Origin of the sequence: Rhodopirellula sp. JB055 (assembly GCF_043100905.1) — a bacterium.
Taxonomy (GTDB): domain Bacteria; phylum Planctomycetota; class Planctomycetia; order Pirellulales; family Pirellulaceae; genus Rhodopirellula.
The window spans coordinates 1-14,827 of record NZ_JBICHO010000119.1; the positions used below are offsets into that span (position 1 = coordinate 1).

General features: G+C 54.4%; 8 protein-coding genes. 4 read left to right on the top strand and 4 right to left on the bottom strand.

Features of this window, described 5'->3' with window-relative positions:
* The first annotated feature begins 228 nt into the window (after positions 1–228).
* Complete coding sequence (locus tag ACF8AM_RS04815) at positions 229–4,128, top strand: serine/threonine-protein kinase PknK (RefSeq protein ID WP_392554547.1); 3,900 nt, start codon at positions 229–231, stop codon at positions 4,126–4,128.
* Between the two features lie 193 nt (positions 4,129–4,321).
* Here ACF8AM_RS04815 and ACF8AM_RS04820 read toward each other — a convergent pair whose 3' ends face one another.
* On the bottom strand, positions 4,322–5,671 hold the full coding sequence (locus tag ACF8AM_RS04820) for a DUF1598 domain-containing protein (RefSeq protein ID WP_392554548.1): 1,350 nt from the start codon (positions 5,669–5,671) through the stop codon (positions 4,322–4,324).
* Positions 5,672–5,861: 190 nt separating this feature from the next.
* Here ACF8AM_RS04820 and ACF8AM_RS04825 point away from each other — a divergent pair, with 190 nt between their 5' ends.
* Positions 5,862–8,084, top strand: coding sequence for a sigma 54-interacting transcriptional regulator (locus tag ACF8AM_RS04825; protein WP_392554541.1), 2,223 nt, complete (start codon positions 5,862–5,864; stop codon positions 8,082–8,084).
* Between the two features lie 149 nt (positions 8,085–8,233).
* Here ACF8AM_RS04825 and ACF8AM_RS04830 read toward each other — a convergent pair whose 3' ends face one another.
* From ACF8AM_RS04830 to ACF8AM_RS04840, 3 genes are read right to left on the bottom strand one after another with little or no spacing between them, the layout of a single operon-like run.
* Positions 8,234–9,325: an ATP-binding protein gene (locus ACF8AM_RS04830; protein WP_392554542.1), complete on the bottom strand. Its 1,092-nt coding sequence runs from the start codon at positions 9,323–9,325 to the stop codon at positions 8,234–8,236.
* A 4-nt stretch (positions 9,326–9,329) separates the two neighbouring features.
* On the bottom strand, positions 9,330–9,791 hold the full coding sequence (locus ACF8AM_RS04835; RefSeq protein ID WP_392554543.1) for a response regulator: 462 nt from the start codon (positions 9,789–9,791) through the stop codon (positions 9,330–9,332).
* Positions 9,784–11,613 carry an ATP-binding protein gene (locus ACF8AM_RS04840; RefSeq protein ID WP_392554544.1) on the bottom strand — a complete coding sequence of 610 codons (1,830 nt, stop codon included), beginning with the start codon at positions 11,611–11,613 and terminating at the stop codon, positions 9,784–9,786. Before ACF8AM_RS04840 ends, ACF8AM_RS04835 begins: the two co-directional genes overlap by 8 nt.
* A 685-nt stretch (positions 11,614–12,298) precedes the next feature.
* On the opposite strand from ACF8AM_RS04840, the gene ACF8AM_RS04845 reads away from it, so the two are divergent.
* Together ACF8AM_RS04845 and ACF8AM_RS04850 are read left to right on the top strand one after the other, a co-directional pair.
* Positions 12,299–13,015: a response regulator gene (locus tag ACF8AM_RS04845; RefSeq protein WP_392554545.1), complete on the top strand. Its 717-nt coding sequence runs from the start codon at positions 12,299–12,301 to the stop codon at positions 13,013–13,015.
* A gap of 776 nt (positions 13,016–13,791) precedes the next feature.
* The gene (locus ACF8AM_RS04850; protein ID WP_392554546.1) at positions 13,792–14,544 is read left to right on the top strand and encodes a response regulator; all 753 of its coding nucleotides are present in this window, start codon (positions 13,792–13,794) and stop codon (positions 14,542–14,544) included.
* Positions 14,545–14,827 lie beyond the last annotated feature (283 nt).

Below are 14,827 nucleotides of genomic sequence, written 5' to 3' on the forward strand. Positions count from 1 at the left end.
AATCAGATACGTCGGGCCGTAAAATCGAAACTGCCCATAAATTTTGCCTCTTCGTTCTGCAGCGATTCCATTTTGACGTAAACATTGATACAGTCCAATGGTAGCGACCCCCTAAAAGGACTGGTTTGTGTTTTGCCGTGAGGGATTCTTTTGAAGCTCTCAGGTGGTGATGCTACGATGACTCGTAGGTCTGTTTGAAAATGTCCCTTGAATCATGGCTCATCTGAAATGTCGCAGTGGGAAGACTACGCAGGTGATGAATGGATGCGTCCCCTGGCGAGCCAGGACACACGAACGAAGCACATCCTTGACCGAGAGACGCAAGGCATCAAGCCGCGTCCGCGTTTGCAGTCACCACCGTTTCAACCGGGCGACACGTGGGGCGATTTTACGCTCGAACAATGGCTCGGGTCAGGAACCCATGGCTGGGTGTTTGCGGCGAGGGAAAAAGGCACTGAAAAGCCGGTCGCGCTGAAGATTCTGGCGGCAGAGGATGAGGCCGGGACGACGCTCGCCAAAACGGGTTTCCGCCGAATGGCGAAGTTGAATCACCGCAATCTGATGCGGTTGCACGGGATTCACCAGCACGACAAGTGCGTTGCGTTCAGCATGGAACGCATCGAAGGCACGAACCTCACTGCGGCGATACGGCGGTGGCGAGAGTTGCCGCTGCAGGAGGCGTGTGACAACGTGATCGAGATGGTTCGCCAGGTCGGTTCGGCGATCGGCTGGATGCACGCTCGTGAATTGGTGCACCGAGATTTGAAACCGAGCAACATCATGGTGACCAGCGACCAACAGCGGTTCGTTGTCATCGATTATGACTCCGCGGGAAAGTTCCAGGAGCACGACGCGGAATCGATGCGAGCGTATTTGATTTGGACCCCGATGTACGTGGCGCCGGAGGTCTTGGTACGACAACGGCACAGTCCGGCAAGCGACGTATTCAGTTTGGGAATGGTCGTGTTAGAGGCTCTGCGTGTTTTCACCGCGGCGCAGTTTCGCCGTGAGGAGTCTCGTCGAGATTCAGCCACGGATCGCCGCAACAAGTTCATGACCGATTCATCTCAGTCGAACGAACTGATCGATGATTCTTTGGGGATCCAACGAGACAAGTCGAACGAGGAGCAGGATCGTATCTTGATCACCAAGGCAGTTCGAGGATTGCATCCGGATATCCCTGCCGATTTAATCGACACACTGGATGAGATGCTGGCGCCGGACGAGGCGGACCGACCCATGGCGATGACGCTGTCGCGTTTGGGCCGGCCTATCGAGTCGATGCAGATGACTCGGATCACTGACGTTGACTCCAGTCGTCTTCGCGAGGCGACGCAGCACATCCGCCATGACGAGTTGGCGCGAGTTCATCGTTGGAGTCACCTCGTTCTCGGGGGCAAAACTCTGCGGTTGCATCTCAGCGGCGACTCAGGGATCGGCAAATCGACTTTGTTGGATGTTGCGTTGTCGCACTTGCGATCGTTGTCCTGGGCACAAGTGTTTGTGGCGCGTTGCCAGCAACGTGACCAGAAACCGTTGGCTGCATTCAGCCAAATCGCGGATGAGATCACGATGCGTTTTCGCGCGATGGACCGTGAGCCTTTGCAAGTGGACGCTGTCACGGTCAGTGTGTTGACCAGCATCCTGCCTGGTTTGGCAGAGGTGTTGGAAGTTGATCGATCTCAACCGCTGTTGCAAACCTCGCCGACGCGTCCCGGAGGCTTGGAAGCGGCATTGAAGGTTTGTGAGCGGCTGCGTGAATACGGTCCTGTGTTCTTCGTGATTGATGATGTGCAGTGGGCCGACCGAGACACCATTTCGGTTCTGGATTATTTGCAAACGGCCAGTTTGAACCGGCGCAAAGCACCTGAATTGCAAGGTTTTGGATTGATCACCGTTTCGCGAACCGATGGGGACCGGCAAATCACTTTGCCAGATGAGACGATCGAACTGGGACCGCTGCCCGACGAAACCGCCGTTGAGATGTTGGTTGCAGAAGCAGCCAAGTTTGAGCTCCAGATTCCGGAAGAGCATCTGAAGAGTTTGGCTCGGCAAATCGATGGATTGCCGTACCGATTGGATGCGTGCTTGGACGAACTTCGTCCGGGAGGTTGGTTGTCGGATTCCATTCAAAACAACGATCCGAATTCGAAGGACGTTGCCTTCCCGTCGATGGAAACGCTGTGGCAGAATCGGTGCGAGCAGTTGCGACGGGAGGCGATGCAGTGCCTGCGACGAATCGCTGTGGCGGGACGGCAGGTGCCTGTCGAGGAGCTTCATGGTTTCGGAGATGATTCGGCGGAACTGGAAGAGCATCTGGCCGAGTTGCAGCGTTGCCGGTTGATTGTCCTTGGCGATTCGTCTGGTCCTACCGTGCGGATTTGGCATTCACGACTGGGCGAAAAGGTCTTGGAACAGATTCCAGAGTCGGAGATTCGAAAGCTGCACGTGGAGTGGGCTGAGATGTTGGCGAATGTTCGCCCCGATCTCGCTGGCGTCATTGCCTCGCACTATCAGCGTGCGGAAATTCATGACCAGCTAGGGAAGTGGGCGAAGTTGGCGGCCGAGCAAGCGCAACAAATGTACGCTCACCGGGAAGTCGCGTCGTGGTACCAATTGGCTGCTGACTATTCTGAAGGAAAGCAGCAAATTCAGTATTTGAAAGAGGCTTCGTTTGCTTGGCATCGCAGTGGGCGACTGAGCAAGGCGGCGGAAGTTCATGGATCTTTGGCCGGTTTGCTAAGCGGACACGCTTCGGTTGAACATCAGTTGCAACGCGTGGAGTGCTTGATCCGTTCGGGTGAATTTCAAGATGCAAGTCGATTGGTCGAGCCGTTGATTGACCAGTTGGGACTGCCTCGTGTGAAGTCGACCTTGGCGTTCAGATTGTCTGCGTTGTGGCGGCTGATGTGTCTGTTGCCACTCGAACGTGATTTGTCGATGTCGGTGGAACAGCCAAACCCGTTAAGAACGTGGCAAGAGGGCAGCCAGATCGAAGCCTGCGTGCGGTTGGTTCGCCCGCTCAGCATCATCAACAACAACATCGCCATCGAGTGGTCGCTGTTTGCCGCACGGCAAGTTCGATTGTTGGGCACCGCGGGAGAGCGTTTGCATCTAGGTGTCGGCGAAGCCGTGTTTGCGTCCTACGACTTTGGGCGGTCGCGACAGCGGGCTCAGAAGATGTTGCAACGAATGTTGGAATCGCTCCAGACGGACGACGATCCCTCCTGGCATGGCGACGTCAACAGCGGGCTGGCCTGGCACACGGCGATGGACGGTCGTTATGCGGACGCATTGGAACCGTGTGCGAAGGCCAAGCATTTTTATGGCTTGAGCGAGCATGCCAAGAACTTTGAGATGGCCCACATGGCCTACGTCGAACTGGCGGCGTCGTTCCAATGCGGCAAAATCACGCAGATTCGGCAGACCGTGGCGGACATGCAAGCCGAGGGACGCACAACGAACGACCAATTCGTGACCATCATGGGAACGCTGGGGTATGCGTCGGTCGCTTTCCTTTCGGACAACGACATGGCTCGGATGGATTTGGCGACCGATCGAGTCCGTGAATGCATGAAGCACGTGGGGCCGACATCGTTCATGTTCGTGCAGCAATTCAAGGACGCTTTGCTGGACATCTATTCGGCCGATGTGACCAATGGTACCTCCAAGTTGGATCTGTTGCCTCGTCAATTGCGTTCATCTGTTTTGAAACGCGTTCAGATGATTCGGATCAACTTCTGGGAATTTGTTTGCTTGTTGGCGTTGCAATCGATGAGTTGCCAAAAGAAGACGGCAGCCGCTTCGTTGCGAAAGGCCATCCGAAAGCTACGGCGAGAAAAGTCGAATTTCGCACACATGAAAGCCGATTTCTACGAAGGCATTCAGATGGCTCGTTTCGCCGATCCGGGGATGGCTGACCGGGCTCGAGCGTTGTTGCAATCGGCAGCTACGAAAGCGACCGATTTGAAATTGACGCCGTTCATTCTGGCGGCAAACGATGAGCTGAAATGGCTCGATTCGTCTCGGCAGCCATCCGACCTCGAAGCCTATTTGGCCGATCAGGGAGTGGTTGTACCGTCACGTTTCGCTCGACTTTATCGCGGTGTCGATCGCCCCGGTACGTGAAAACCAGCGTCGGTGCAGAACTTCATTGTCAGGCAGGCCAACGCGACGCTCAACAGCCCGCTGCTTCAGTCATCAACGTGGTTTCAACGCGTGTTAAATGAGCCGTTTTGCTCGTCCAAGTTGCGGTTGTCGGCCAAGAGTGGTTGATCTCCAGCAAATTGGACAGGCCATTGACGTCGCGTCGGGAGAAAGCTTACTTGCTGTTCCACCACCAGCGTGAGCTCGAGTCATTGGCGACTGCGACGCTAGCGAGTGATTCGTCTCTCACGGCGTTCTCAGAAACTGCGAATGCGTTGACGTTCACACCGCCGGACGCGGTCACGGTCCAACCCGCACGGCCTTTGATGAAGCTGCACTGTGGCTCAAGGGTCTTGGGCATGTCGTAGCTAGCCAGTTCGACTTGCGAATCGTTGCCACGCAGAACACTCAGGTCGATGCCGGCTTTTCGGTCGAGTTGTTGTTGTGTGATGAGAGTGGTGACGACCGCCAAATCCATCGCATTGCGAAGGTCGCGGAAGACAGGACGCTGGCGAGAAAGTTCTTCGAACTGCTCGGTCATCATGTCGGCCCATTTGATGGCCAGAGGATTTTGACGCCCTGTCGATCGGACCTTTCCGTCTTTGTCAAACGTGTCGTCTTCGGTGAGCGTTTTCACCCCTTGGCCGCTGATTTTCCAAACGCGGCCGTCTGTGTCGTGAGCGACCGGGTCGTAGTCGCACGCCATCCACCAACGTGGGCTGCTGACGCTGGATTGGACTTGGTTCTTGGCGATCTCGAGGTAGCTGGGCAGTCCCGCAACTGGCGATTGGGTCAGGCCCATGGCGATGCGTTTCATTTCAAAGTCTGCCGCCACCAAGGTGCGAGCAAAACGACTTTCGGTGGGCACGCCAGCCAAGAGGATTTGTTGAGGGCCGAAAGCTTGACGCATGCCGGCTTCGAGGTACGCAGGGTTTTGGCCTGGACGCAGTTTGACGTTCTTCAAAAAGTTCTGCAGACGCAGGCGTCCTTCGGGGGTGGGCTCGATGGAGCAACGGATGCCGCCGTCGTTGCGAGCGGTTTCGACGCTGCGGAAAGCGGTGACCAAGTCATCCAAGCGGAGCACGGAGCCGCCTGTTTTTGTGCCCACAACGTGTCCGTCGGGTCGAACCATCCACGGTTCAGCCGGTCCAGCCAACAGGATGTCGTTGTTTTCTTCGTCAACAATCACGTATTCAATTCGCTGCATGCCAGCGAGAAACATGGTTTCGGTGTCGAGATGCTTGCCGGTTTCGTGTGCTTCTTTGAGGGCGGCTTGCAAACCGTTTAACGATATCACGCGGCGATCGGTCGCTTCCGCCAAATCACCAGCTGGTGTTTGCATGACGTTTCGGACGATTTGAGCCATCTCTTTTTGTTCTTCGACCGTGGCCGCACGAACGCTGCCGTCGGGCGCGATCATCACACCACCAACGGCTTGCTGGTTGCCCAGTCCAATGCCGGCATCTGCGGTGGATGCAGCCATCGCCACACAGAGGGCTGTCAACATGGCCAAAGGCAACATCAAATTCGGTAGCTGCATGGCACGAACCCAAGACCCAAAGCCGCATGGGATGAGTCGACCAGAATCAGGACGACCAAGAAGAGAAGAGCACATCGAGACGTGTATCCGGCTGGCGGAGAGAAGGGATGGTGAAAGTCGACCGGCGGTGGGGGGAACCCGCAGTCTATGATTAGAATAATTGCAGGCTCTACCAGTGACAAGCAAATCTAACACATCTGATCCCGACGCTGCGCCCACGAAAACGCCTCCGGATGCTTATTTGGTGGTTCATCGCGGTATGCGCTGGACGGATGTGATTCGGTTGTCCGGTGACGTGCACTGGACGATCGGACGCTCGTCATCCAATCCGATTGTTCTGCGGAGTGCTCAATCAAGCCGTCAGCACGCGGAAATTCGCCCGGCAAACACGCCCGATGGCCCGGTTTGGGCAATTGTCGACCTGAACTCACGCAACGGAGTTCAGGTGAATTCCCGGCGGATCAAGGCTGCGACGGTGCTGAATGAGGCGGATCGCATCGAAATCGCTGGTTTTGAATTGACATTCACCCGCAACCCGGCGGCGTTGACTCGTCCCCCCGTTGGAAAGTCAACTGCCAACCATGCAGCGACCTCCGAAGGATCCGCAGACGAAGGTGCGACGCAAGACAACTTAGGCGGTGCGTGGCGGAACGAGCTTTCCGGTTCTGACGGTGAGGACGATGGTCGCGAGGTGGACGTCGTCTCGGAAATCATGTCCAGCGGATTGGCCGGCGAGCTCAACCGCCAATCCAACTCCACGCAGGATCACGCTCCGCCAGCTTCCGGGCCGGTGGATCCGTTGCTCGCCATGGCCTTTGGTCTTGGGCGAGCGGAATCGATCGAGGAGTGTGGTGAGACGCTGATGCAAACCCTGGAGGGATTGTTGCCAGGGTCCACTATCGGGTTGTATCTCTTCGACAAAGACCAGAAAGCGGCGATTGTCGGCGGCGCCGGGCTGGCTCCTCCTGGTTGGGTCCGACAACCTGCCGGAACTCGCTATCGTCGCCCGCCTAGCACGCTGGTGGAGCCAATTCTGCGGCCAGATTCGGCAGCGATCTTGGCCCGCAACGTTCTCGGTGACCGTCGGTTGGCGACCGAGAACACGGCGGGAGAGATCGATGTGGAATCGATCATCTTGGCTCCACTGCGGCCGCCAATCACTCAAAAGCGGTCAGCAGAAGCAACGACCAAGAACGACGGGTTGTTCGCTCATTCGTTACCGCTCGGGTTGGTTCATGTGACCACGCCAGCCGGCAAACCCGCGTTGACACCCAACCAATTGAGAAGAGTCGTTGCGGCGGGAGAAATTTTTTGCCAGGCGATTCGGTCGATTCACCGTGAAGCATCGCTTGCGCGGTCTCTGAAGAAGTCCGAGGCGGTGATCAGCCGGTTGCGAAGGCAGTTGGCCGGTCGCATTCAGATTCTGGGCAACAGTGAACCGATCCGCATCGTGCAGCGGCAGATTGCGCAAGTCGCACCAACACCCTCAGTGGTTTTGGTGCGTGGCGAATCGGGCGTTGGCAAGGAACTGGTTGCCTCCGCGATTCATCACGCCAGCCCTCGGCGCGACGGGCCGCTCGTGTGCTTGAATTGCGCGGCGTTGTCCAAGGATTTGTTGGAGTCGGAACTGTTTGGGCACGAAGAAGGCGCCTTTACCGGCGCGACCCAACGGAAACGCGGCAAGTTCGAGGCCGCCTCGGGGGGCACATTGATGCTGGATGAAATCGGCGAGATGAGTTTGGATTTGCAAGCCAAGTTGCTTCGCGTTTTAGAAGGGCATCCGTTCGAACGAGTCGGCGGGCAGACGCCCATCCAAACCGATGTCCGAGTCGTCGCAGCGACGCACCGCGATTTGAGTGCGATGGTCCAGCAAAACACTTTTCGTGAGGATCTGTTCTACCGGCTGAACGTCGTTGAAATCCTGGTGCCTCCACTGCGGGAACGCGGTCGAGACGTGATCCTGCTTGCCAATCACTTTCTGCAAACCTTCGCCGAGTCAATGGCTCGCGGACGTTTGAAGTTCACCTCGCTTGCCGAGAAAAAATTGCAACGGCATCGCTGGCCGGGCAATGTTCGTGAACTTCGCAACGTGATTGAACGAGCCGTCGTGATGTCACCGATGGACGTTGGCGGTGAAGGCAATGTGATTGAGTTGGATACTGACGATTTGATGATCACTGCCGTGGCAGGCGCATCGAAAGAGGATACCTCCAAGACGGGACGTTCAAGTGGCATCGACGATGAGTTGGAGCTTTCGCTTGCGGAGCTCGAAATGCGGCACATTCGACGAGTGTTGGAGTTCACTGGGGGCAACAAAAGTCGCGCGTCCACGATCCTGGGCATTGAACGCAGCACGCTGGATCGCAAGCTAAAGAAAGCTCAAAACAAGACGAGCTAATTCGCGGTCAATCAGACTGTGTCAAACGGTTGTGGTGGACGAGGTGAAGAGTTCTTCCCCAATGGCCTGGTGTCCTGGTTCACCACATCAGCCAAGCACTGATCGAGCGTGAGGAGCTGCCTGATCGAGTTTCTGAAGCGAGATCGGTCTCATGAAATCGGAAGCGACAGACGGAACTGGCTGCCTTGTCCAACGCTCGACGCAATTTGGATGCGACCCTGATGTTGATCGACGATTCGTTTGACGGTCGATAGTCCGAGTCCCACGCCTTCGTACTCGTCCTGCGAATGCAATCGACGCAATGGATTGAAGACTTGGCTCTGAAACCGGGGTTCAATTCCAATCCCGTTGTCCGCGATGACGATTGAGACTTGGTTGTCGTCAGATTCTTTCGCGGTGACGCGATCGATCGATATGGTGGGCGTCGGACTTTGGTTGAACTTAATACCGTTGTTGATCAGGTTCTGAAACACCTGTCTCAATCCGACCGGGTCGCCAATTACCGTTGGCAGTTTCGAAACCTTGATCTCGGCTTTGGATTCAGAAATGAACGCAGCAATGTCCGTGACGACATCTTGGACCACCAAATTCAGGTCAACGGACTGACAGTCACATTCGGACCGGCCGTGCCGAGTGTACTCCAGCAGACTCGAGATCAACTTCGACGCTCGCATGGCAATTGCGTCGATCGTGTCCACATAGTCCTGGCATTGATCGTTCAGGTCATTCGAATCATCCTTCAGTTTTGTTGCATAGGTCCGAATTTGGCGGATCGGACGACGAAGGTCATGCGAGACCATGCCGACAAAGGCCTCCAGTTCCTTTTGCTGTTCGCTATTTCGACGCTGAAGTGCCACCCGAGTGATCGCATTGCGGATGGCCAGGTTGAGCGAATGCGGGGTGACATGTCCTTTCGTTAGATAGTCCTGCGCGTCCAACTTCATCGCGTCCACCGCGACGTGTTCGGAACCGGTCCCGGTGATGGCAACAACGGGGATGTCATTGCCTGACTCTCGAATGGACTTCAGGAGACATATTCCGTCGATCCCGTCCAGTTGGTAGTCCAACAACAAGCAATCAAAGTGTTCGTTCTCGATTCGAGCGAGACCTCCTAAGGACGTGGTTTCGTGATGAAAATCGAACGGTGTGTCTTCGATTGATCGTGACAACCGCATCAGAAAGGTGGCATCGGCGAGATTGTCGTCGATGATCAAAATGGAATAGCGTTTCGTGTCGACCATGACATCATCTTTTGGGTGGGAGAACGACAAGTTTGAACCAATAGTCGCCCAGCGATTTCAGAACCTCGATGAATCCGGTGACGTCGACCGGTTTGGACAGAAACGAATTGCATCCCAACGCATAGCTTTGGATCACATCTTGTTCCGCCTTCGATGTCGTAAGGATCACAATTGGAATTTGCTTCAGGATTGGATCCCGTTTGATATCCGCCAGCTCTTGTCGGCCATCGATTTTTGGCATGTTGAGATCAAGCAGCACCAAATCCGGAGTCGGCGACAGAGTCGGATCAGCGAACTTTCCCCGTCGATGCAGGTAGTCCAACGCGACTTCTCCGTCGGGAACAATTTGTAGATTGCACCTGAGGACACCCTGGCAGAGGGCCCGCTCTGCCAGTCGGCACTCGGCCGGGTTGTCTTCCGCCATCAACACGATTGCTTCGCGAGCCACATCGTTCAGACTACTCACCGGCATTCCAGTCTTCTTGGGGATCTAAAGTAAAAAGAAAATGGGAGTATTCACCACATTTTGAATCGACCCAGAGCCTGCCATGATGCAGTTCCACAATTTTTTGGCAGATCGCAAGTCCAACGCCAGAGCCTTCGTATTCGCCCATTCCATGAAGCCGCTTGAACGGTAGGAAGATCTGCTCTTGGTATTCCGGCTTGATGCCAATTCCATCGTCTTTCACACCTAAGACCCAGGTTCCGTCGAAAAGACTTGCAGTGACTTCAATTGTGGGACGGTCACTGTCAACGAACTTCAAAGCATTTCCGATGAGGTTTTGGAATAATTGGGTGACCAGCAATCCATCGGCTTCTATCTCCGGCAAGTGCCCCCTTCGGATCGTTGCATTTGTCTGTTCAATCCGTAATGCCAAGGCTTTCAAAGCATCGTCCACACAACTCTCCAGCGACAAAGTTTCGCGCCGCAGGTCGTGTCGTTCAGCCTTCGAAAAGGCCAGCAAGTCATCCAGCAGTCTCTGCATCCGAAGACTGGCGTCGGAGATGAATTGCAAGTCTTCGGCAACGTCGTCGGTAAGTTGTTCGCCTAGGTCGCTCCGCAGCAAATCAGCATAAGCGAGGACATTGCGGAGCGGTTCTTGAAGGTCGTGCGACGCGATGAAAGTGAATCGTTCCAGTTCCGTGTTGCTGCGTTTGAGCTTGAGCAGCGTTTTCGCGATCGCTTCATTCTGTTTTTGACGGTGCCGTTGCATCTTGGTCAAGGCATAGGTCGCAACCAGCATGATCATCGACATGAAGCCAAACAGTGGCAGCAACCTTGATAATAAAAGTGCGTTTTTCGACGCGCCCCCAATCTGTGCTGGATCAAGAAACGAGACCAAAATGAGGTCGGTGTCGAGCCATTGCGTGGGAGGCGAGGAAATCTGGTCTGTCAACGACTGTGGCGACACGCGTTGAAAAAAGAAGTCGCCGCTTGAATTGCTGACATGGCCGGAGTCATGGGATGTCATCGATTCCCAAGCGTCGGTGTATTCACTGCGAAAGCTTCTGGGGTGACCTAAGTAAACCGCAAAGTCGGCCGGAGGGATTCCACCCTTGATGTAATCTCCATTTGCATCCAGCAACCACTGGTGCGAAGTCGTTGAAACACCGCCCAGTTCTGATAGCAATTGTTGGCCGAACAAATTCAGGACCACCGCCCCCCGACGTTCATTGTTCACAAACACTGGTGTGACGAACCGAATGATTGGCTTCAAGGGGGTTTCCAAGGCGTTGTGTTCCACATTCAGGTCAAACTTCGAAACGCCGGCGGCACCATCGTCGAGCCTGTTCGCCAGTTGGATGTATTCGCGGTGCGATTTATCTTGCAGGTCTTGCGTGTCTGTCACATAGGCGTGCTCGTCATCAAAATTGATCCGAATCTTTTCTATTCCAGATGTGTCGACCACACGAACTTGGTCGTATTGTTTTTTGATTTCGGCGAAACGCAGGTAGGCTTGTTCCAGTTCCTTGAGTCTTTGCGATTGTTGGTCATTCGAAATGGCATCGCCGTCAAGGTATTGGTGCAGACGCGTGTCGGAGGCGAGAAAGAAGAGGTCTGACCGGGCTTGTTCGAAGGCCTTTCCCAGTTGCAAGACGTCGCTTTGTACGGAAGCCTCCATGAACGACTTGGAGTAGGTGATTCGATCATGTTGGTCGACCCGGTAGAGAGCGTAAACAAAAGACGCCAAAAGAACTTCTATTAGAAGGAAGGCGATCCAGTATTTGCGTATCGTCGTGGTCACGCATTTATGCCGATAAGGATTCACGAATGCGGATTTCCGCATGGTGTGGTTTGAATTGGATTTGCGTCTTATTGAATCAGAGTTTCGTGTGTCGTGGACCTTGACGGTTCGCTTTTGCGTCTGTGCGAACCGAAGAGGCTGGCCAATCGGATTGTTGTTCTATTCATTCGCGAACGTTCGCACAACAGAGAACCGGACCGACAAACGTGGTGGCGATTGGCAGGGTCGCGTGGCCTGACAATCAACGGGTTTGGTGGATTCCACGGTCCGCAAGTCTATCCCAGCTTCCTCCCGTGCAGCAGTTTGCAAACGGAAAGTATGAGGTCACAAGGAAGCATGACGAGTCAGTGGTGGACATTGGTTTGAGGTCGTCCGACGATTCCCACACGCATTCGAAGAAGCGGTGCAAATTTCCCACCAGTCGCAGACCAATCATTCCTGTCCATCTGCTCAGCAGGGTGCGAACTGGGGGAATTACCGCCAGAGAAAATATTTCGTCGGATTGTTCAAAATCCTGTTGCTCGGCAGGGGGGGGAGCGTTAGGATTGGTCTCGTTGTGGGGAATTGACTCCCGGCGATCTTTTGATCCGCCCGACATTGAAGTCACGCAGCAGATACGAATGAGGGATGCATCTAGCACTGCATTCTCGTTCGCTGCGTCCGAATTCAATGTCCCTGTTGCCAGCTGTTCGAATGGAAATTCGCGCTGGCGGAATGGAGTTCCCACATGCTTGTCCTATCTCGACGCAACAGTCAAAGCGTTGTGTTCCCTCAGTTGGATATTGAAATTGAGGTGGTGAGGATCTCCACCAAAAATGTGCGTTTGGGAATCAAAGCTCCTCCCAACATTTCTGTCTTACGAGAGGAAGTTTTCGATCATTGCGTGGAGACCGCAGTTCCAGAGGCTGATACTGCGAAACGGCTGTTGGCGTTGACTGACTATGTTGAGCGAACCAGAGGATGGTTGGCTTCCGTGGGGGCGACGGACGCCGACGCCACGCTTCAGAGGATCGTCGCTGATCTGCAAAGGATTCGTAGTGAACGATTGCCCGTGGCGCGTCCGCAATTGAAGGCGTTGATTGTCGATGACAACGACAACGAGACGCGGTTGCTGGCCAGCTATTTACGTATGAAGCAGTTTGAGGTTGCAATTGCTCAAGACGGCAAGGCTGCTCTAGAGCAACTCGAAGAAGGTGATCTGCCGGATTGCGTTCTCTTGGATATGCAGATGCCCCGTTATGACGGGCGGTGGACCATTCAACAGATTCGCGAATCGAGCCAATTCGCTCCGCTGCGTGTGTTTGGGATGAGTGGTCTCGAACTCGACGAATGTGGTGTGTCGGTTGGCCCGGCCGGATTGGATCGTTGGTTCCAGAAACCGCTGGATCCACCCGGGCTAGTCGATGCGATCGAAAAGGAGACGTTGCATCCAAGTCTAAATTGAGGAGGAATGAAGAGACGGGCTGCAGTTGGGTTCGTTGGCCATCGATTGGGGCACTTTCGGTGGGCGTCAAACTCGGCTGTAAGATCGTGGTATTGGTTCGAGGGAGCCCATGGATGTAGCTTACTTCGGGGGCATGCCATTGCCACGTCTATCTACGGGGGCGACGCCATGATGGCGTTGCCCCCGTGCTTCATCTTTTTTGAGATGACGATGATTGGTCGGTGAAGGTGAAACGAACACAATGGTGATGGAATGAAATCGCTTGCATGGAAGTGTGCGTATTCGTCCACTTTAAGTCGCCATGTTGCGAAGTGGGTGACAACAGGAAGTTGTTATCCACTTTTTTGCTTCTCATGCGAGGAATTGTTGGCACGCGCATCGTGACGAACGAGTGCCTGCTTCGACAACTCGCACTTGCAGATGCGGGATTTTGGGTACGGTATTCCTTTCCAAATGGTTTTCGCGATCTGTACGGAGAATCGAGCGAGGGTTATGGTGGTGGCACAGGTAGCTGAAGAGAGGGGCTTTTGCTTGGGCAACATGCGACCGCAATCGAGATTTGATTTGGATTGCGTACGGCCTTTGGCGGATTCGTTTGCCGATGTCGTTTTGGTTTGCCGTGACGTTCGATGGATTTGGCCGAGTCCTCGATCGCTTTCTATTTTTCAACTGATACGAGCGTGTCAGAGAAAGGAATCGCGATTGGTTGAAGTTGGCTTCTCCTGTGCTACTCGGATGTCCAGAAATTGATGCGTTTCATTGAGAAGGAGTGAGTGATGTTGGTTGTGTCACGTCGGAAAGGCGAATGCATCTCTTTCCCGCAGGTTGGGATCACGATCAAATTCGTTCGGATCCATTCCGCAACTGCGAAGGTCGGCGTCGATGCTCCCAAAAACCTCCAGATTATTCGTGGTGATTCGGATTCGGATCCCGTCAGCTATGAGGATTGGACACAGGAAGCATTGGCCGTTTTGCCGCGAGAGACCCGCCATGCTATACGCAATGAACTGCATTCCATCAGCTTGGGTTTGCACCTGTTGAAACACCAAATTGATCTCAACCTGATGGATGACGCAGAGCGAACTTTCGAAACGATGCAGAGAGCATTGTTGTCTTTGAACGAGCAAGAAGTTCTGAAGGGAAATGAAGGAGCAAGCAGAATCGATCGGAGAACGATTCTGCTGGTGGAAGACGACGCGAATGAACGAGAACTGTTGGCGTCGTACCTTCGTTTGAAGGGGTACAACATGGTCTGTGTTGGCGATGGCGAGATGGCGCTCGATTATTTGTCGAAGCATGAAGCGCCGCGGTTCATTCTCCTCGATATGAAGATGCCCGAACGGGATGGGGCTTCGACATTGCAAGAGATTCGCAGTGACGAACGTTTCAATGACATCATGGTTTTCGCGATCAGTGGTTCGACAGCAGAGGAAAATGGTTTGGCGGACAATGACGAACAAATTGAACGGTGGTTCATGAAGCCTCTGTGTGTCGACAACCTGGTTTCGGCTCTGAAGTTGGTGGTTTGATGAGCGACGCTCGTTCAATCCATCCACTTACTGCTTCTGTGGTGGCAAAGGCCGGAGGTGAGTTCGCTCGAGTTTTGATGTGGGAGGCAAGCATAACGGTCAATTGACCACCGCTGAGCTCCTCGTTGGTCGGATGACCCGTAAAACCCGCAGTCCCGTCGTCCATTGTCTCGGTGCAATGCAACATTCACGTAGAAGTTTGCTCCCCCCCCACTTAGTTGCAGGGTAGGTTCTGTTGGTGCGAAAGGCGTAGCACGACAGAAAGTCGATGTGTCCCACAGGG